Annotated in this window: 17 protein-coding genes and 1 riboswitch; of the genes, 12 read left to right on the top strand and 5 right to left on the bottom strand. The window is 66.5% G+C overall.

Annotated features, from left to right (window positions below):
* Positions 1-584: 584 nt before the first annotated feature.
* The 4 genes from BLV60_RS18755 to BLV60_RS18740 all read right to left on the bottom strand — a co-directional run bounded on the left by BLV60_RS18755 (position 585) and on the right by BLV60_RS18740 (position 4,736).
* The gene (locus BLV60_RS18755) at positions 585-1,355 is read right to left on the bottom strand and encodes an SDR family oxidoreductase (protein ID WP_093056769.1); all 771 of its coding nucleotides are present in this window, start codon (positions 1,353-1,355) and stop codon (positions 585-587) included.
* Positions 1,356-1,434: 79 nt separating this feature from the next.
* Positions 1,435-2,355: a pseudouridine synthase gene (locus BLV60_RS18750; protein ID WP_093056768.1), complete on the bottom strand. Its 921-nt coding sequence runs from the start codon at positions 2,353-2,355 to the stop codon at positions 1,435-1,437.
* Positions 2,352-3,662, bottom strand: coding sequence for a leucine-rich repeat-containing protein kinase family protein (locus tag BLV60_RS18745; protein WP_093056767.1), 1,311 nt, complete (start codon positions 3,660-3,662; stop codon positions 2,352-2,354). The genes BLV60_RS18750 and BLV60_RS18745 overlap by 4 nt, the downstream gene beginning before the upstream one ends.
* Positions 3,663-3,671: 9 nt before the next feature.
* Entirely contained in the window at positions 3,672-4,736 is a 1,065-nt protein-coding gene (locus BLV60_RS18740; protein ID WP_093056766.1) for an MBL fold metallo-hydrolase, read from the bottom strand.
* 106 nt (positions 4,737-4,842) lie between these two features.
* Between BLV60_RS18740 and BLV60_RS18735 the strand changes: the two genes are divergently transcribed.
* The 7 genes from BLV60_RS18735 to iaaH all read left to right on the top strand — a co-directional run bounded on the left by BLV60_RS18735 (position 4,843) and on the right by iaaH (position 13,314).
* Positions 4,843-5,271, top strand: a complete 429-nt coding sequence (locus tag BLV60_RS18735) for a MerR family transcriptional regulator (protein ID WP_093056765.1) — start codon at positions 4,843-4,845, stop codon at positions 5,269-5,271.
* Between the two features lie 29 nt (positions 5,272-5,300).
* Positions 5,301-6,089, top strand: coding sequence for a carbonate dehydratase (gene can, locus BLV60_RS18730; RefSeq protein ID WP_093056764.1), 789 nt, complete (start codon positions 5,301-5,303; stop codon positions 6,087-6,089).
* Positions 6,090-6,122: 33 nt separating this feature from the next.
* On the top strand, positions 6,123-7,943 hold the full coding sequence (gene aceK / locus BLV60_RS18725; RefSeq protein ID WP_093056763.1) for a bifunctional isocitrate dehydrogenase kinase/phosphatase: 1,821 nt from the start codon (positions 6,123-6,125) through the stop codon (positions 7,941-7,943).
* A 46-nt stretch (positions 7,944-7,989) separates the two neighbouring features.
* Positions 7,990-9,174, top strand: a complete 1,185-nt coding sequence (locus tag BLV60_RS18720) for an acetyl-CoA C-acyltransferase (RefSeq protein ID WP_093056762.1) — start codon at positions 7,990-7,992, stop codon at positions 9,172-9,174.
* A gap of 87 nt (positions 9,175-9,261) precedes the next feature.
* Entirely contained in the window at positions 9,262-10,509 is a 1,248-nt protein-coding gene (locus BLV60_RS18715) for a glutamate carboxypeptidase (protein ID WP_093056761.1), read from the top strand.
* Positions 10,510-10,542: 33 nt separating this feature from the next.
* Positions 10,543-11,673, top strand: coding sequence for an acyl-CoA dehydrogenase family protein (locus BLV60_RS18710; RefSeq protein WP_093056760.1), 1,131 nt, complete (start codon positions 10,543-10,545; stop codon positions 11,671-11,673).
* Positions 11,674-11,802: 129 nt separating this feature from the next.
* Positions 11,803-13,314 carry an indoleacetamide hydrolase gene (gene iaaH, locus BLV60_RS18705; protein WP_218132238.1) on the top strand — a complete coding sequence of 504 codons (1,512 nt, stop codon included), beginning with the start codon at positions 11,803-11,805 and terminating at the stop codon, positions 13,312-13,314.
* Here the strand turns inward: iaaH and BLV60_RS18700 are convergent.
* Positions 13,307-14,053, bottom strand: coding sequence for a helix-turn-helix transcriptional regulator (locus tag BLV60_RS18700; RefSeq protein ID WP_093056759.1), 747 nt, complete (start codon positions 14,051-14,053; stop codon positions 13,307-13,309). The two genes, iaaH and BLV60_RS18700, sit on opposite strands and share 8 nt — an antisense overlap.
* Positions 14,054-14,184: 131 nt before the next feature.
* On the opposite strand from BLV60_RS18700, the gene BLV60_RS18695 reads away from it, so the two are divergent.
* The 5 genes from BLV60_RS18695 to BLV60_RS18675 all read left to right on the top strand — a co-directional run bounded on the left by BLV60_RS18695 (position 14,185) and on the right by BLV60_RS18675 (position 19,736).
* Complete coding sequence (locus BLV60_RS18695; RefSeq protein WP_143042604.1) at positions 14,185-16,005, top strand: hybrid sensor histidine kinase/response regulator; 1,821 nt, start codon at positions 14,185-14,187, stop codon at positions 16,003-16,005.
* Between the two features lie 56 nt (positions 16,006-16,061).
* Positions 16,062-16,496 carry a YchJ family protein gene (locus BLV60_RS18690; protein ID WP_093056757.1) on the top strand — a complete coding sequence of 145 codons (435 nt, stop codon included), beginning with the start codon at positions 16,062-16,064 and terminating at the stop codon, positions 16,494-16,496.
* 26 nt (positions 16,497-16,522) lie between these two features.
* Positions 16,523-16,628, top strand: a riboswitch (TPP riboswitch).
* Positions 16,629-16,718: 90 nt separating this feature from the next.
* A complete protein-coding gene (thiC, locus tag BLV60_RS18685) occupies positions 16,719-18,602 on the top strand; it encodes a phosphomethylpyrimidine synthase ThiC (protein WP_093056756.1) in 1,884 nt (627 codons plus the stop codon).
* 63 nt (positions 18,603-18,665) lie between these two features.
* Complete coding sequence (locus BLV60_RS18680; RefSeq protein WP_093056755.1) at positions 18,666-19,358, top strand: HAD family hydrolase; 693 nt, start codon at positions 18,666-18,668, stop codon at positions 19,356-19,358.
* A 51-nt stretch (positions 19,359-19,409) separates the two neighbouring features.
* Complete coding sequence (locus tag BLV60_RS18675) at positions 19,410-19,736, top strand: thioredoxin family protein (RefSeq protein WP_093056754.1); 327 nt, start codon at positions 19,410-19,412, stop codon at positions 19,734-19,736.
* Positions 19,737-19,774 lie beyond the last annotated feature (38 nt).

Raw genomic sequence — 19,774 nt, 5'->3', positions numbered from 1 at the left:
GGGCTTCCGCACACCGGCTCAAGTCCTCTTCGAGGACTGCTTCAACCAGAATGTCGACATTCAACCCATCGTTGCACTTGGGATTTGAAATCGCCAGGCAAAAGAAAGGCGACCCCACTGTCTGCGACCCCTTCGCGTAGCGAAGGGGCAACCTGCGGTGCTCGCGTTTCGCGGGGTCTCGCCCAAACTCGCTTCGCTCAGACAAGGGCGAGCCCTGATCCGCGAAACGCTGCGCTCCTCGGCGCAGCCAGAGGGGAGGGGAAACGGAACGGGCCTTTGCTTCGCTCGGCTTGGTATCGGCTGTTCAGAGGCCGAGCGCAGCGATGGCCTGTTGGGCTCCCCAATCCCTTCTGGCTGCGTCGAGGAGCGCAGACGTAGGAGGGATCAGGGCCGCAGCTGTCTGAGCGGAACGAAGTGCAGCGAGTTCTGCGGACCCCCTCCGGAGTCGAGCACCGCAGGTTGCCCGTAGCGAAGCGGAGGGACGCAGACAGTAGGGTCGCCTTTTCTTTGGCTACTTTCTTTTGGCGAAGCAAAAGAAAGTAGCTCGCTCGCCGGGGCGAGACCCGGCCCCGGAAAGAAAAAACTCAACGAGCGTGAGTAACCCCCCCATCCACAACCAACGTAGACCCCATCACATAGTCCCCTGCACGCGAGGCCAAGTAGATAGCCGCCCCAGCCATATCTTCAGGCACCCCGATGCGCCCAGCCGGAATCCGCCCCTTCACCTCATCCCCGTGATCCCGCGCCAGCTTGTTCATGTCAGAAGCAAACGCACCAGGCGCAATAGCACTAACCACAATCCGATCCTGCGCCAACCGAAGCGCCATCCGCCGAGTCAACTGAATCAGCCCAGCCTTGCTCGCCGCATACGAATAAGTCTCCTGCGGATTGACCGAAATCCCGTCGATAGAAGCGATGTTGATCACCTTCGCCAGGTGGTCCGTCGCAGCCTTCTTAAGCATCGGCGTCAACGCCTTGGTCAGAAAGAACGGCGTCTTCAGGTTCAGGTCCACCACCTTGTCCCATCCACTCTCGGGAAACTCTTCATAAGGCGCCCCCCAGGCCGCACCGGCGTTGTTCACCAGAATGTCCAGCGAGCCTTCGTGCTTCGAATAGGCATCGACCAGCGCCTGCGCACCTTCGAGCGTCGACACGTCCGCAGGCAGCGACACGCAATGCCCAAAGGCCGACAACTCCTTCGCGGTTTCGTCGCAGGCTGCGGCCTTGCGAGCCGAGATGTACACGCGCGCGCCTTGGGCCAGGAAGCCCTCGGCGATCATGCGGCCGATGCCGCGCGAGCCGCCGGTGATCAGCGCCGTGCGGCCCTTCAGCGAGAAGAGTTGGGTGGTGTCCATGGTGCGGGTGTCTCCTGAATGAAAGATCGGCAATGCAAGTTCAGGAAACGAGCTTAGTGCGCGCCGCGCCGCGCGCGCGTCACCTCGGTGTCAGCGACAGGCTCCGGGGGCTCGTGAAGCTGCGCAGGTCGCCGGTCACCGGATCGAGGAAGGCCAGCGACCGGGCCAGCAGCTGCAAGGGCTTGCCGAAGTCGTCCGCGCCCTCGGGCAGCAGCACTGGGTAGATCGGGTCGTTCACGATCGGCATGCCCAGTGCCATGCAGTGCACGCGCAGCTGGTGCTTGCGGCCCGTCACCGGCGAGAGCTTCAACAGCGCATGGCCATTGCGCACCTCCTGTACCTCGATGCGGGTCTCGGAGTTGGGCTCGCCGGGCTCTTCTCGCACGCGCATGAAATGTTCGTCGTCGACCAGGCGGCTGCGATAGACCTCGGGCACAGACGACACGCCCTCGCGCCACGGCACGACGGCCTCGTAGTGCTTGGCGATGCGGCGCTCGGGAAACATCGCCTGGTACGCGCCGCGCGTGGCGTGCCGCACAGAGAACAGCACCAGCCCCGAGGTGCTGCGATCGATGCGGTGCATCGGCACGAGGTCGTCGAGCTTCAACTTGCGCTTGAGGCGCACCAGCAGGCTTTCCTGCAGGTACTTGCCGGTGGGCGTGACGGGCACGAAGGGGGGCTTGTCCACGACCAGCAGATCGTCGTCCTGGAACACGATCTGCTCTTCGAATGGGATGGGCACTTCGTCGTCGAGCGTGCGGTAGTAGTACACGCGCAGCGGCGACTGGTAGCGGCGCGTGGCGGTCACGGGCACGCCATGCTCGTCGATGACGTCGTTCGCTTCGATGCGCTCGAGCCAGGCCTGGCGCGTGATCGCGGGAAAACGCTCGATCAGGAATTCGGCAATGGTCGGCCAGGGGCCGGAAGACAGGCCGACGCAGCTCGGGCCAACGCCGTCGCGCGTGGGTAGCGGCAGCTGCGGCGGTCGGCGCCGGGTCATGGCGATGAAGATGCCTGCTGCAGTAACGACAGCGCTTGGGCGAAGGTCGGGCGCGCGGCGGCGTCGGGCTGCAGGCAGCGGTCTTTCAGCGTGGTCACCGATGCGGGCACCGCGTCGGTGCAGCGTTCGAGCAGTTCTTCCAGCAGGCAGCCGAAGGCGCGCATTTCCAGCGTCTGGAACGCGCGCGTCTGTGCCGCGTCGAGCGCGCCGGTCATCCAGGCCGCGCCGAAGTCGCCGAGCCGGCCGCCGCGCTGTGCGTGCCACAGGATGTTGTGCGCGTAGAGGTCGCCGTGAAGAATCCCTCGCGCATGCAGGTGCTGCATGGCGGAGGCGATGTCGCGTGCGATGCGCAGCGCCACGTTGGGCGTCCATCGCGCTTCTTCGGCATAGACGTCGCGCGTGCATGAAGCAAGGCTCGGTGGCCCCGCGAGGGTGACGAATGACGGATCGACCAGCCCCATCACCAGGCCTTCCGTGCCTTCGGGGTGCCCGTCGATGCGGCTCTGCGCAGCGATCAGCGTGGGGTGCACGCCGGCCGCGATGCAGGCGGCCATTTCACTGTGCGGCCAGCCGTCGCTGGTGACTGCACCCTTGAAGAGCTTGACCGCCACCTGCTGTGCTTTGCCGAGCGTGGCTTGATGGATCACACCCGAAGCGCCTTCGCCGAGCTTTCTGCCCAGCGCCAGTTCGCGCCAGTCGATGTGCGGCACCGACTGCGCGGTGATCGCCGCGTCTTCGGCCTGCGTGTCGAAGGGGTTGCCCGCGCAGGCGAGCCATGACAGGCGCGGCAGCGAGGGCAGCCATGCGGGCAGCGTCTCGAAGCGGTTGGCCGAGATGCGCAGCAGTTCGAGCTGCTTGAACGCGGTCATCGACTGCGGCAGCGCGCGCAGGCGGTTGCCCGCCAGCATGAGCTTCTGCATCCGCGTGCATTCGCCGAGGGAGTCGGGCAGTTCTTCGATCTGGTTGTCGGTGAGGATCAGCCAGCGCAACGAGGCCGGCAACGCTGCGGCCGGCACCGTGCGGATCTGGTTGGCCTTGAAGCCGACGATGTCGAGGTCGTGGCACCGGCCGATCGACTCGGGCAGCGTGGTGAAGCGGTTGTCCGAGCAGAACAGCACGCGCAGCCTGTGCAGGCGGTTCAGGTCGTCGGGCAGCGTGTCGAGTGCATTGCCCGACAGGTTCAGCACCTCGAGCGAATCCGCGAGGTCGAAAAGCTCGCGCGGAAACTCGGTGAGTCCGCACGAGAGATCGATTCTTTTTGCGCCTGCCAGCCGGCCCGCGCGCAGCTGAGCCAGCATGTCGTCCATCCGGGGAGTTTAGGCGGCCTTCGCGCCGAAGCGGTAGATGCCGTCCTTGCCCAGTTCGCGCTTCACCTGGCCGGAGAACCACAGCAGGTGCAGGTGAGCCACCGTTTCGCCCATGGCGAAGGTCATCTGGTGCAGGTCGAGCTCGCGCTTGAACAGAATCGGCAGGCCTTCGGCTGCCGTCAGCGCGCGTGCCGTGCAGGCTTCGAGCAGCTCTGCCAGCCGGTCGCGGTGGTGCTCCTGCAGCTGGTCGACGCGGCGGTGGATGCCCCGGAAGGGCTTGCCGTGCGAAGGCAGGCCCAGCGTGTCGGCCGGCAGCGCCTTGAACTTGTCGATGCTGTCGAGAAAGAGGCGCAGCGAATTTGCCTCGGGCTCGCCCGCGTGCACGCTCACGTTGGTGGAAATGCGCGGCAGCATCATGTCGCCGCCAAGCAGCAGCTTCAGGTCGTCGCAATACAGCGCGATGTGCTCGGGAGCGTGGCCGTAGCCGCTGATGCAGCGCCAGTCGTGGCCGCCAATGGTGACGATGTCGCCGTCGAGCATGCGCACGAAGCTCTCGGGCACCGAGGGCACCATGTTCGCGTAGTAGTTGGTGCGCGCGCGGATCTTGGCGATGGATTCGGGGTCGGTCAGGCCGTGCGAGGCAAAGAAGCGCGCCGCCGGTTCGCCGCCCGCCAGGGTGTCGCCGGCGGTGCTGAGCACGCGGGCCACGTGGTAGTCGGTCGAGCTGATCCACAGCGGTGCGTTCCAGCGCGTGCAGAGCCAGTCGGCCAGTCCGATGTGGTCGGGATGCATGTGTGTGACGATGACGCGCAGGATCGGCATGCCCTGCAGCTGCGTCTCGAACACCTGCTCCCACTGCGCGCGCGCCTCGTCGCGGGCGATGCAGCAGTCGACCACCGTCCAGCCCTCGACGCCGTCGAGGGTGTCGCGCAGCAGCCAGAGGTTGATGTGGTCGAGCGCAAAGGGCAGCCGCATTCGAATCCAGCGCACGCCAGGCGCCACTTCCAGGGTTTCGCCGGGCTCGGGGAGCGTGTCGCCGAGGGGGTAGTGGAGTTCGCGTTCGAGGAGGTTCATGTAAGATTGACGTTTACGTAAACGTCATGGAGTAGTGGCACCATTGTAGGGATCGCGGCGCAAACCTGCTGTCGCGCCCGTAACGCCCTTTCTCCAGACCCCCGTCATGCCTGCGCAAACCTTCACCATCAGCCAGCTCGCGAAGGAATTCGACCTCACGACGCGGGCCATCCGCTTCTACGAGGACATGGGCCTGCTCACGCCCGAGCGGGCCGGCCTGCAGCGCATCTACAGCGCGCGCGACCGCGCCCGGCTCACGCTCACGCTGCGCGCCAAGCGCCTCGGCCTGAGCCTGACGGAGGCGAAGGACATCCTCGACATGTACGACAGCCCGCGCGACACCGTGCCGCAGCTGGAAAAATTCCTCGGCGTGCTGGGTGCCCACCGGGCCCAGCTCGAGGCGCAGCTGGCCGAGCTGCAAGCCAATCTCGCGGAGGTGCGGGAGCACGAAAAGAAGGGGCGGGCCACCCTTGCCAAGGCGCAAAAAGCGAAAGAGACGAACAAGACGCGCAAGCCCGCCGAAGCCAGAGCCTGAAAAACACGACTCATCGACAATAGCCGCCTATGCCCGACAACACCGATAACCTCGACGACCTCTTTGCCCACAACCGCGCCTGGTCTGCCCAGATGGAGCGCGACCGGCCCGGTTTCTTCACCAGCCTGGTGAAGCAGCAGACGCCGCGCTACATGTGGATCGGCTGTTCCGACAGCCGCGTGCCCGCCAACCAGATCACCGGCCTGGAGCCGGGTGAAGTGTTCGTGCACCGCAACGTCGCCAACATCGTGGTGCACTCCGACCTCAATGCGCTCTCGGCGATCCAGTTCGCGGTGGAGCACCTGAAGGTCGAGCACATCATGGTGGTCGGCCACTACGGCTGCGCCGGCGTCAAGGCCGCGCTCAGCGGCAAGCGCATCGGCCTGGCAGACAACTGGATCCGCCACATCCAGGACGTGCGCGACCGCCACAGCGTGATGCTCGAAAGCCTGCCCGAAGAAGCGCGCGTCGATGCGCTGTGCGAACTCAACGTGGCCGAGCAGGTGGTCAACGTGGCCGTCAGCACCGTCATGGTCGACGCCTGGGCGCGCGGCCAGAAGGTGCGCATCCACGGCTGGACCTTCGGCGTGCACGACGGCCTGCTGCAGGACCTGGGCCTGAGCGTCGACGGCGCCAAGCCGCTCGACGCGGTGTACAAGGCTGCGGTGCAGCGCATCCGCTACAAGTGGAGCAAGCCCGGCGAAGTGATCCAGTCGCTGACGCTGCAGGGCACGCAGGTGAACCAGTCGGTGCAGGAGGCGCAGGCCATGACGCCGCAGCCCGAGGCCGACGGCACGACAGACGCCGCCGCTGCCTGAGCGGCCCGGGCGCCTCCAACTGCCTGCCCGCCCATGTTCCCGCAGCGCCTCGATTCGCCGCTGGCCTACGACATCGCGAAGGCGATGATGGACGGCTTCAACCGGCACTACCGGTTGTTCCGCGCCGAGTCGGCGCGCGCCAAGCACCGTTTCGAAACCGCTGACTGGCACGGCCAGCAGCGAGCGCAGCGCGAGCGCATCGAGTTCTACGACCTGCGCGTGAGCGAGGCCGTGGCCCGGCTCGAAAAAGAGTTCAAGGCCGGCGACCAGCCCATGGACGTGTGGCACCAGATCAAGCTGCACTACATCGGGCTGCTGGTGGACCACCACCAGCCCGAGCTGGCCGAGAGCTTCTTCAACTCGGTGACCACGAAGATCCTGCACCGCGCGTACTTCCAGAACGACTTCATCTTCGTGCGCCCGGCCATCAGCACCGAGTACATCGAGCCGCGCGGCGCGCCCACCTACCGACCGTACTACCCGGAGCCCGACACGCTGGCCGACACCCTCGAGCAGATGCTCGACGACTTCGCTCTGCTCGGCAGCTTTGCCAACAAGCGGCGCGATGCGGAGCGCGTGGCGCACGTCATCCTGAACCGCTTCCACCAGGTCAAGCTGCGCGCCAACTTCCAGCTGCAGGTGCTGTCGGGCCTGTTCTTTCGCAACAAGGGCGCGTACGTGGTCGGCAAGATCATGAACGGCTTCACCGAGATTCCTTTCTCGCTGCCGATCCTGCACGACAGCCACGGCAAGTTCTACATCGACGCGGCGCTGTTCGGCGAAGACGACCTGCAGATGCTGTTCAGCTTTGCGCGCGCGTACTTCATGGTCGACATGGAGGTGCCCTCGGCCTGGGTGCAGTTTTTACGCTCGCTCATGCCGCGCAAGCCGCGCGCCGAGATCTACAACGCGCTCGGCCTTGCCAAGCAGGGCAAGACGCTGTTCTACCGAGACTTCCTCTCGCACCTGAACTATTCGAGCGACCGCTTTCGCATCGCGCCTGGCATCAAGGGCATGGTGATGCTGGTGTTCGACCTGCCGTCGTTCCCCTTCGTGTTCAAGGTCATCAAGGACTTCTATCCGCCGCAGAAAGACACCACGCGCGAGCAGATCAAGGGCAAGTACATGCTCGTGAAGCAGCACGACCGCGTGGGCCGCATGGCCGACACGCTGGAGTACAGCGACGTGGGTTTTCCGCTCGATCGCTTCGAGCCCGAGCTGATCGAGGAAATCCGCAAGTTCGCGCCCAGCCAGCTCGAGATCGGCGACCGCGACGGCAACGGGGAAATGGAAGTCGTGGTCAAGCACGTCTACATCGAGCGGCGGATGATCCCGCTCAACATCTACCTGCAGGAAGCCTTCGACACGCTGGCCCACCCCGAGAGCCCGGCGCATGCCAGGCGCGCGAAAGACCAGCTGGAGCACGCGGTGATCGAGTACGGCAACGCCATCAAGGACATGGTCGCAGCCAACATCTTCCCTGGCGACATGCTGTGGAAGAACTTCGGTGTCACGCGCGGCGGCAAGGTCGTGTTCTACGACTACGACGAAATCGAATACGTCACCGACTGCAAGTTCCGCAAGGTTCCCACGCCGCGCAACGATGAAGACGAGATGAGCGGCGAGGTCTGGTACTCGGTGGGGCCGAAGGACGTGTTCCCCGAAACCTTCGAGCCCTTCCTGCTGGGCAACAAGGATGTGCGCGAAGCCTTCATGGCGCACCACGCCGACTTGCTCGACGCCGCCTTCTGGCAGCACCACAAGGAACGCATCCAGGCCGGGCAGATGCTCGATGTGTTCCCGTACGAAGAATCGCAGCGCTTCCAGCACGAAGGGCACGCGACGCATTTCTGACCGATCGCTTCTTGATTCCGCTTTCACACTTCTGAAGGAGACCTCCATGTCCGAATCCATCGTCATCGTCGGCGCCGCCCGCACCCCCATGGGTGGCTTCCAGGGCGACTTCTCGTCCCTCTCCGCGCACGACCTCGGCGGCGCAGCCATCAAGGCCGCCGTCGAGCGCGCCGGCATCGCGCCCGACAGCGTGGGCGAAGTGCTGTTCGGCAACTGCCTGATGGCAGGCCAGGGCCAGGCCCCGGCGCGCCAGGCGGCCTACAAGGGCGGCCTGCCCGACAGCGCCGGCGCGGTCACGCTCAGCAAGATGTGCGGATCGGCCATGAAGGCCGCGATGCTCGCGCACGACCTGCTGCTGGCCGGCACGCACGACGTGATGGTGGCCGGCGGCATGGAAAGCATGACCAACGCGCCCTACCTCATGCTCAAGGGCCGCGGCGGCTACCGCATGGGCCACGACCGCATCTTCGACCACATGATGCTCGACGGCCTCGAAGACGCCTACCAGCCGGGCCGCTCGATGGGCACCTTCGGCGAAGACTGCGCGGCCAAGTACAAGTTCACGCGCGAGCAGCAGGATGCGTTTGCCATCGCCAGTGTCGAGCGCGCCAAGAAGGCCACCGATACCGGCCTCTTCAAGGACGAGATCGTGCCCGTCACGGTCAAGGGCCGCGGCGGCGACACCGTCATTTCGATCGACGAAGGCCCGGGCAAGGTCAAGCTCGACAAGATTCCCACGCTGAAGCCCGCGTTCAAGAAAGAAAACGGCACTATCACCGCCGCATCGAGCTCGTCGATCAACGACGGCGCGGCCGCGCTGATCATGATGACCGAGTCGCACGCGAAGAAGATCGGCGCCAGGCCCATCGCCCGCATCGTCGGCCACGCCACGCACGCGCAGCAGCCCGAGTGGTTCTCGACCGCCCCGGTCGGCGCCGTCGCCAAGCTGTTCCAGAAGACCGGCTGGAAGGTGAAAGACGTCGATCTGTGGGAGGTGAACGAAGCCTTCGCCGTGGTGCCGATGGCGCTGATGCACGAGCTCGACGTGTCGCACGAGATCGTCAACGTGCACGGCGGCGCCTGCGCGCTGGGCCACCCGATCGGCGCCAGCGGCGCTCGAATCATGGTCACGCTGATCCATGCGCTGAAGGCGCGCGGCAAGAAGCGCGGCGTGGCGACGCTTTGCATCGGTGGGGGCGAAGGCACCGCGGTGGCACTCGAATTGCTATAAAAACAATGGCCGGGGGCGTCCGAGGGATGGGCGTTTGCCGGCTTTTTCATTCAGACACTTCAAACAATGCGTAGAGCAGGAGATTTCATGCGCCCATCCATCCACCGTACCGCCATCGCCGCCGTGCTGGCCACCGCCTTCGTGGCGGGCGCCACCTGGGCCCAGAAGCGCGACAACGTGCTGTTCCAGGCTGCCACCGACGAGCAGCCCGCGGTGATCAAGACGCTGGAAAAGCTGGTCAACATCGAGACCGGTACCGGTGACGCCGAAGGCATCGCCGCCGCCGGCAGCTACCTCGAGGGCGAACTCAAGAACCTGGGCTTCACCGTCACGCGCAGCAAGTCGGCCGGCATCGTGGTGGGCGACAACATCGTGGGCAAGATCAAGGGCCGCGGCGGAAAGAACCTGTTGCTGCTCTCGCACATGGACACCGTGTACCTGAAGGGCATCCTCGCGAAGGCGCCGTTCAAGATCGAAGGCGACAAGGCCTACGGCCCCGGCATCGCCGACGACAAGGGCGGCAACGCCGTCATCCTGCACACGCTCAAGCTGCTGAAGGACTACGGCGTGCGCGACTACGGCACCATCACCGTGCTGTTCAACACTGATGAAGAAAAAGGCTCCTTCGGCTCGCGCGACCTGATCCAGGAAGAAGCCAAGCTGGCCGACTACGTGCTCTCCTTCGAGCCCACCAGCGCCGGCGACGAGAAGCTCTCGCTCGGTACCTCGGGCATCGCCTATGTGCAGGTCAACATCACCGGCAAGGCCTCGCATGCGGGCGCGGCGCCCGAGCTGGGCGTGAACGCGCTGGTCGAGGCCTCCGACCTCGTGCTGCGCACCATGAGCATCGACGACAAGTCGAAGAACCTGCGCTTCAACTGGACCATTGCCAAGGCCGGCAACGTGTCGAACATCATTCCCGCCAGCGCCACGCTGAATGCCGACGTGCGCTATGCGCGCAACGAAGACTTCGATGCCGCGATGAAGACGCTGGAAGAACGCGCGCAGCAGAAGAAACTGCCCGAGGCTGACGTCAAGGTGATCGTCACGCGCGGCCGCCCGGCCTTCAATGCCGGCGAAGGCGGCAAGAAGCTGGTCGACAAGGCCGTGGGCTACTACAAGGAAGCCGGCGGCACGCTGGGCGTGGAAGAGCGCACCGGCGGCGGCACCGACGCAGCCTATGCGGCGCTCTCGGGCAAGCCCGTGATCGAGAGCCTGGGCCTGCCGGGCTTCGGCTACCACAGCGATAAGGCCGAGTACGTGGACATCAGCGCCATTCCGCGCCGCCTGTACATGGCTGCGCGCCTGATCATGGATCTGGGCGCCGGCAAATAAGCACGAACAGAAGAAAAGACAGGAGACAACGCCATGCTGCTCAGCGCCGACCAGGAAGCCATTCGCGACGCGGTGCGCGATTTCTCGCAAGCCGAACTCTGGCCCAATGCGCCCAAGTGGGACCGCGAGCACAGCTTTCCGAAGGAAGCCCACCAGGGCCTCGCGGCGCTGGGCGCCTACGGCATCTGCGTGCCCGAAGAGAACGGCGGCGCCGGCCTCGACTACCTCACTCTCGCGCTGGTGCTGGAAGAAATCGCGGCCGGCGACGGCGGCACCAGCACCGCCATCAGCGTGACCAACTGCCCGGTCAACGCCATCCTCATGCGCTACGGCAACGCGCAGCAGAAGAAGCAGTGGCTCGAACCGCTGGCGCAGGGCCAGATGCTCGGCGCCTTCTGTCTCACCGAGCCGCAGGCAGGCAGCGATGCCTCGAGCCTGCGCACCACGGCGCGCAAGGACGGCGACGCCTACGTGATCGACGGTGTGAAGCAGTTCATCACCAGCGGCAAGAACGGCCAGGTGGCCATCGTCATCGCGGTAACGGACAAGGGCGCGGGCAAGCGCGGCATGAGCGCGTTCATCGTGCCGACCGATGCGCCGGGCTACAACGTGGCGCGCCTGGAAGACAAGCTGGGCCAGCACAGCAGCGACACAGCGCAGATCAACTTCGACGGCTGCCGCATCCCGCGCGAGAACCTGATCGGCGCGGAAGGCGAGGGCTACAAGATCGCGCTCGGCGCGCTCGAAGGCGGCCGCATCGGCATTGCCGCGCAGAGCGTGGGCATGGCACGCAGCGCCTTCGACGTAGCACTGGCCTATGCCAAGGAACGCCAGGCTTTCGGCGGCTCGATCTTCGACCAGCAGGCCGTGGGCTTTCGCCTGGCCGAATGCGCGACGCAGCTTGAAGCCGCGCGTCAGCTGATCTGGCATGCCGCGAGCCTGCGCGACGCCGGCTTGCCCTGCCTGAAGGAAGCCGCCATGGCCAAGCTGTTCGCCAGCGAGATGGCCGAGCGCGTGTGCAGCGCAGCCATCCAGACGCTGGGCGGCTACGGCTACGTGAACGACTTTCCGCTGGAGCGCATCTACCGCGACGTGCGCGTGTGCCAGATCTATGAAGGCACCTCGGACATCCAGAAGCTGCTGATTCAACGCGCGCTGGCGTGAGCGACATGCGGCCGGGGCGGGTGATGTTCCGGTAGCGCCACAACCCCACCCGTCTGTCATCGGTTTGGATGACAGACAGATACGCGCAGCAGGCGCAGCATGGTGGCCTCTTTGTCGGAGGTCTTTGCCATGTCCATCTTCAGAACCGCTTCCCCCGCATTGGCACTCCTGTGCATCGGTGCCGTGGCCCTGCCGGCGCGCGCGCAGCTCGCAGCCCCTGATATTTCCACGCTGACCGCGACCGAAGCCGTGCAGCAACTGTGCGCCGGCACCGTCACCAGCGAGCAGTTGGTGACGGCGTATCTCGCCCAAGCCAGGGCCAAAGCCAACCTCAACGCCTTCATCACGCTAGACGAAGCCGGCGCGCTGAAGGCCGCGCGCGCCGCCGATGCACTGCGCAAGCGCGGTGGCGCCTGCAAGCCGCTGGCCGGTCTGCCGGTGGCCATCAAGGACAACATCCAGGTGCAGGGCCTGCCCGCGACGGCCGGCACACCCGCGCTCAAGGGCTTCGTGCCCTCCGCCGACGCCCCGGTGGTGGCCAGGCTGCGTGCGGCCGGTGCGGTGGTGCTCGGCAAGACGAACATGCACGAACTGGCCTTCGGTGTCACCGGCTACAACCCCGCGTTCCAGACCGGCCCCGAGGTGGGCGTGCGCAATGCCTACGACGCGACGCGCATCGCGGGCGGCTCGTCGTCGGGCAACGGCACCGCGCTGGGTGCGCGCATGGCGCCGGCCGCGCTGGGCACCGACACGGGCGGGTCGGTGCGCATTCCGTGTGCGTTCAACGGCTGTGCGTCGCTGCGTCCGACAGTGGGGCGCTATCCGCAGCAGGGCATTGCGCCGATCTCGCACACGCGCGACACGGCGGGGCCGATGGCGCAATCGATGGCCGACGTGGCGCTGCTCGACGGCGTCATCGCGGGCGGCAAGCCGCTCAAGCCCGCCGACCTGAAGCGCGTGCGCCTTGGCGTGGTGCCGGCCATGCAGGCCAATCTCGACGCCGACACGCGCGCCGCCACCGACGCCGCGTTTGCGAAGCTGCGCGCGGCCGGCGTCACGCTGGTCGATGTGGAGATGCCGAAGCTGATGGAGCTCAACGGCGCGGTCGGCTTTCCGCTGGCACTCTACGAGGCGCACGACGACATGGTGACCTACCTCGCGAAGTACCGCACGGGCATCGACATTGCGCAGCTCACGGCCGGCATCGCCAGCCCCGACGTCAAGGGCACCTTCGAGACCTTCGTCATCCCGCGCAAGCTGCCCGCAGCCAGTGGCGTGGTCGATGCGAAGCCGGTCTACGAGAACGCGATGCGCGTCGCGCGCCCGGCGCTGCAGAAGCTCTACCGCGACACCTTCGCGAAGAACAGGCTCGACGCACTTGTGTTCCCGACGGTGCCGCGCGTGGCACTGGCCGCGGGGGCCGAAGCCAGCAGCCCCGAGAACTTCGGCTCGCTGATCCAGAACACCGACCCGGGCAGCAACGCCGGCATACCGGGCGTGCAGTTGCCATCGGGCCTCGGCGCAACCAGCGGCCTGCCCGTGGGCCTGGAGCTGGACGGCCCTGCCGGCAGCGACCGCAAGCTGCTGGCCGTGGGCATGGCGGTGGAGCAGGTGCTCGGCCGGCTGCCGGCGCCTAAGTGAGCGCGGGCGGCATGGCCCAGCCTGCGAGCGCCGAGCGGCGCTCGATGCCCAGCTTGTCGAAGATGCGCCGCAGGTAGGTGCGCACGGTGGGCACGCCCACCGCGAGGCGTCGCGCGATCTCCTTGTCGGTGAGCCCTTCGCGCACGCAGCGGGCCACTTCCTGCTCGCGCACGCTCAGCAAGGCCCACGCGGCTTCGCGCGCCCCGGACGCCGGAGCAGTCGCGCGCTGCGCCCGTTGCAGAGCGCCCGCGAACGCCGGCTCGATCAGGTCGAGCAACGCCTTCTCGTGATCGCCGAAATCGCTGCGCCCCTTGCGGCGCCAGATGCGCAGGTCTCCCAGCGCGCGTTCGCCCTCGAAGGCATGCAGGTTCATGCCCCAGTGCAGCCCGTCGCGCGCGAGAAAGTCGTTGAAGAATGCGGTGCGCATCAGCTCGCGCTGCGGCATCACTTCGGTCACGCGTGTGGCGCGGCGCCGCGACTGCAGCACGAATGTGATCGGGTCGTGGTGCTGGTGCCACTGCGCATAGCTGTCGAGATTCGCGGGGTCCATGTGCAGCGCCACGCGCGCGCCGAAGCTGCCGCTGGCGGCGTCCCACACGAACGAGGCGAACTGGTCCGCATGCAGCAGGTCGAGCAGCGCCCAGCCCAGGCGCTCGCGGATCTCCTGCTCGCCGCGGTCTTCCGCCAGCAGCGTGAAAACGCCGCGCAGTGCGTGCTGTTCAGAGCCTGTGAGGTACATACATCGCCGACTTTCTCGAGGGAGCCGTTGTAACGCTAACGTTTAGCAAGCGCCGCGCCAAGGGTGGATGCCCGCAGGGGATGCGCTCTGGCAGGCAATGCGCGCAGAATCGAAAGCCGGTTTCTTCGCCCATGCAGTCGTCTTCCTCCAGCTCCAGCCGCACCCCTTTTCCGGGGCAAATGCTGCGCCGCCTGCGCGACTACTGGGTCGAGTCGCCCAACCCCAATCCACTGGTCGACCAGAGCCTCGCGCGGGCCTACGTGGACGACACCTACGACACACCGCTGATGGCAGCCACCGTCGCGGCCATCTTCTGGATTACTTTTCTCGTACTCACGCGCAACCCCGGTGCGATGGTGTGGGGCCTGCTGGTGCACACCTCGCAGTGGCAGCGGCACCGCCACCTTCGCCGCGTGGATCCGGCCAGCATCGACGTGGCCACGGCAGTGCGCACGCGCCGGCGGCTGGAGGTGCGCATGCTGGTGCCGGGGCTGATCTGGGGGCTGGCGCCGTGGCTCTTCTTTCCGCACGACAACCTCACGCTGATTTTGCTGATGTATTTCTTCATCAGCGGTGTATCGAGCGTCGTCATCGCGGCGCTCGCGCAGTGGTGGCTGGCCGCGCTGTGCTTCAGCGTGCCGATGTTCCTCGGCATGGCGCTGCGGCTGGTGGTGGAGCCGGGCAGCGTGACCATCCTCATGGGCTGCCTGGTGGTCTCGCAGATGTTTGCCGCGCTGTACTACGCGCGCAAGCAGAACCGGCTGATCGTGCGTTCCATCGAGCACGGCTTCGAGAACGCGCGTCTGGCCGATGCGCTCGCGCGCCAGCTCGACCACGTGGCCCAGCTCGCGGCGCAGCGCGCGCGCATCTTCGCGGCAGCCAACCACGACCTGCGCCAGCCGATGCATGCGCTGGCGATCTTCGTCGACGCGCTCAACACCCGCAGCGCGCCGAGCGCCGACAACCTGCGCTTCATGCGCGACAGCGTCGATGCGTTGCGCGCTTCGGTCGATGCCCTGCTCGACATCGCGCAGCTCGACGGCGGCGTGGCCCCGGTGCGGCTGGAGCCCCTGCACCTGGACCCGATCTTCGAGGCGCTGAACGGCCGCTTCGCCGCGCTGGCCGATGCCAAGGGGCTCGATCTGCGCGTTCGCCCGACCGAGGCCGTCGTGCGCGCCGATGCGCGCATGCTCGTGCGGCTGCTCGGCAACTTGGTGGACAACGCCATCAAGTACACGCCGGCGGGCACCGTCTTCGTCTTCGCGCGGCGGCTGCAGCGCCCGCCCAGCGGTGTGCCCGCGTGGCGCATCGAGGTGCGCGACTCGGGCGTGGGCATCGAGGCGCAGCACCAGACGCATGTGTTCGAGGAGTTCTTCCAGGTCGACAACCCGGGCCGCGACCGCAGCCGCGGCCTCGGGCTGGGCCTGTCGCTGGTGGCGAGCATGGCGCACGTGATGGGTTCGCGCATCGAGGTGCGCACCGCGCCGGGCCGCGGCAGCACCTTCTCGCTGGTACTGGAAGAGGCGGCCGCGCTGCCGGGATCCGAGGTACAGGCCGGCGAGGCGCTGCCGGAGCCTGTCGGCAATGCACCGCTGGCGCCGATCCGCATCCTCGTGCTCGACGACGAGCAGCCCGTGCGCGAAGCCATGCGTTCGCTGCTCTTCGGCTGGGGCCACGAGGTTGCGGTGGCCGCAAACCCGCGCGAGGCGCTGCAGCACGGCGGCGTGTTCGACCTGATGCTGAGCGACCTGCGCCTGGGCAGCGGCCTCTCGGGCCTGGCCGCCGCGCAGGCCCTGCAGGCGGTCGGCAAGGCGCGCAACGTCGTCATCCTCACCGGCGAAACCGCGCATGCGACGCGGGCCGAGGTCGAGCGCGCGGGCTATGCGCTGATCTACAAGCCGGCGGGCGCGCAGGCCCTGCAGGAAGCCATTGCCGCAAGCCGGCCTGCCTAGCCTCGGGGCTTGCCCTGTCCGCGCCCGGCCCGCAAGGTGTTCCAATAGCGGTCTTCATGAGCGCCAACGATCCCACCACCGGACCTTGCCCCTGCGGCCGTACAGACCGCCGCGACAAGCCCATCGGCTACGCCCTGTGCTGTGGCCGCTATCTCGACGATTTCGGGAACGCGCCCGCGCCCGACGCCGAATCGCTGATGCGTTCGCGCTATTCGGCCTTTGTGCTGGAGCGCGGCGAATACCTGCTCGCCACCTGGCATGCGTCGAAGCGGCCGGCCTCGATCGAGTTCGAGCCGGGCGTCAAATGGCTGGGACTGGACATCCGCTCGCGCTCGGTGCTCGACGCGGACCATGCCGAAATCGAGTTCGTCGCGCGCCAGCGCAGCGCGGCGACCGGTGCCGCCACGCGCCTGCACGAGCGCAGCCGCTTCGTGCGCGAAGGCGATCGCTGGTACTACCTGGACGGCGACCTGCAAGTACCCCTGGGTTGACGCCCCGGGCCGGGGCCCGCACAATCGGCCCCGCTCCGGGGTGCACGCATGTGGCGTGCTGAGATGGCAAAGCAGCCGACCCGCGAACTTGATCCGGGTCATACCGGCGTAAGAAGAGCTGCACTCCCTGACTTCGGTCCGTCACTCCCCCTTCCGTGACGGGCTTCCCGAAGCCCACCGAGCGATTGCGGAGCACCCTTTCCTTAACAAGGAGTGCCTCCGATGAATGCCCCCGACAAGTTCACCACGCTGCTTTCGCTGACGCGCGAGCCTTTTCCCGCGTCGCACAAGTGCGTCATTCCGGGCAGCCGGCCCGACCTGTTCGTGCCCGTGCGCGACGTTGCGCTGACCAACGGCGAGACCGTGTCGCTCTACGACACCTCGGGCCCGTACACAGACCCGAAGGTCGAGATCGACGTGCGCCGCGGCCTGCCCGACGTGCGCGGCGCCTGGGTGCTGGAGCGCAACGACACCGAAAGTTACGAAGGCCGCTCGCATCACGCGCTGGACGACGGCGCCAAGAACGAAGACCGCGACGCGCAACGCCTGGCCGAACTGCGCGCCGGCGCCTCGGCACTGCAGCGCACGCCGCGCCGCGCGAAGTCGGGCGCCAACGTCACGCAGATGCACTACGCGCGCCGCGGCATCGTCACGCCCGAAATGGAGTACGTGGCCTTGCGCGAGAACGGCAAGCGCGAGTGGATGGCCGAATACCTTGCCAACGAAGAGCGCGCCAGGCGCGTGATGGGCAACCCGATGGGCGCGACCATTCCGCGCATCATCACGCCCGAGTTCGTGCGCGACGAAGTGGCCCGCGGCCGCGCGATCATTCCCGCGAACATCAACCACCCCGAAGTCGAGCCGATGGCCATCGGCCGCAACTTCAAGGTGAAGATCAACGCCAACATCGGCAACTCGGCCGTCACCTCGAGCATCGAGGAAGAAGTCGAGAAGCTGGTGTGGGCCATTCGCTGGGGCGCCGACAACGTGATGGACCTGTCGACCGGCAAGAACATCCACACCACGCGCGACTGGATCGTGCGCAACTCGCCGGTGCCCATCGGCACGGTGCCCATCTACCAGGCGCTCGAGAAGGTGGGCGGCGTGGCCGAAGACCTGACCTGGGAGATCTACCGCGACACGCTGATCGAGCAGGCCGAGCAGGGCGTCGACTACTTCACCATCCACGCCGGCCTGCGCCTGCCGTTCATCCACCTCACGGCCGACCGCATGACGGGCATCGTGTCGCGCGGCGGCTCGATCATGGCCAAGTGGTGCATCGCGCACCACAAGGAGAGCTTTCTCTACACGCACTTCGAAGACATCTGCGACATCATGAAGGCCTACGACGTGAGCTTCTCGCTCGGCGACGGCCTGCGTCCCGGCTCAGGCGCCGATGCCAACGACGAGGCGCAGTTCGCCGAGCTGCGCACGCTGGGCGAGCTCACGCAGATCGCATGGAAGCACGACGTGCAGACCATGATCGAAGGGCCGGGCCACGTGCCGATGCACATGATCCAGTCGAACATGGACGAGCAGCTCAAGCACTGCCACGAGGCGCCGTTCTACACGCTCGGGCCGCTGACGATCGACATCGCGCCGGGCTACGACCACATTGCCAGCGCCATCGGCGCGGCCATGATCGGCTGGGCCGGCACCGCGATGCTTTGCTACGTGACTCCGAAGGAACACCTGGGGCTGCCGGACCGCGACGACGTGAAGCAGGGGATCATTGCCTACAAGATCGCCGCGCATGCGGCGGATGTGGCCAAGGGGCACCCTGGGGCCCGCTCGCGCGACGATGCGCTGAGCAAGGCGCGCTTCGAATTCCGCTGGCAAGACCAGTTCAACCTGGGCCTCGACCCCGACACCGCGCGCGAATTCCATGACGAGACGCTGCCGAAGGATTCGAGCAAGGTGGCGCATTTCTGTTCGATGTGCGGGCCCAAGTTCTGCTCGATGAAGATCACGCAGGAAGTGCGCGAATACGCAGCGAAGAAGGGCGTCGCCGAGGCCGCCGCCATGGCCGAGGGCATGGAAGAGAAGTCGAAGGAATTCATGGCCGGTGGCGGCGAGATGTACATCCCGATCCGTCCGATAGCCTGAGCTTCCTCCTGCGAAAAGGGGGCGTTGCTACCATGGGGCCAATCACCGAACTCCGGCACCGCAATGACCCCCTTTCCTTTTTCCGCCGTTCTCTTCGACTGCGACGGCGTGCTCGTCGATTCCGAACCCATCACCAACCGCGTGCTCGCCGAAATGCTCGGCGAGCTCGGCTGGCACATCACGACCGAGGAATCGATGAACACCTTCACCGGCAAGGCGGTGAAGGACGAGGCGGCGCTCATCGAGACGAAGACCGGCGTCAGGATCACCGACGACTGGCTCAAGACCTTCCGCGCCCGCCGCAATGAGGCGCTGGAGCGCGACCTCGTCGCCATTCCCCACGCGCCCGCCGCCATTCGCGAAATCCATTCAAGGCTCAAGGGCCGCATCGCCTGCGCATCGGGAGCAGACCGCCACAAGGTCGAACTGCAACTCGCCAAGGTCGGCATGCTCGACTATTTCCAGGGCCGCATCTTCAGCGGACACGAGATGCCGCGCTCCAAGCCGCACCCCGACGTGTATCTCGCTGCGGCGGAAGCCCTCGGTGTCGACCCGAAGCGCTGCGCCATCGTCGAAGACACCGTCACCGGCGCAATGGCCGGCGTGGCTGCAGGAGCCACGGTGTTCGGCTACAGCACCGGCGAATCGGGCCACAGCGGCCCCGGACCGCTGCTGAGCGTGGGCGCGGTGAAGGTGTTCAGCGACATGGCCGAACTGCCGGCGCTGCTTTCGGGCTACGGGCTGCAGGCGGCCTGAGTTTCTGGTGGAATGCAGGGCGCAACTCCCGAGCCGCAGGAACCACTTCCCATGACTTCCGAATACAAAACCGAGCAGCCCGACCGCAGCGAGATCGACGCGCTCACCGGCCCTGCCGTGGTCGAGTTCGGCACCAACTGGTGCGGCATCTGCAAGGCCGCCCAGCCGAACATCGCCGAGGCCTTTGCCAAGTACCCGGACATTCGCCGCATCAAGGTCGAAGACGGCAGCGGGCGTCCACTGGGGCGTTCGTTCAACGTGCGGCTGTGGCCCACGCTGGTGTTCATGCGTGACGGCAAGCAGGTCGCGAAGCTGGTGCGGCCTGAGGACAGTCAGTCGATTGCCGACGCGCTTGCGTTGATCGCACAGCCTAGCTGACGCGTCATTCCCGGAGGGAAGTACCCGGTGTCATTCGC

Origin of the sequence: Variovorax sp. YR634 (assembly GCF_900106655.1) — a bacterium.
Classification (GTDB): Bacteria; Pseudomonadota; Gammaproteobacteria; order Burkholderiales; family Burkholderiaceae_C; genus Variovorax.
Note: the sequence above shows the minus strand (reverse complement) of the source record. Positions and strands in the feature narration are given on the sequence as shown.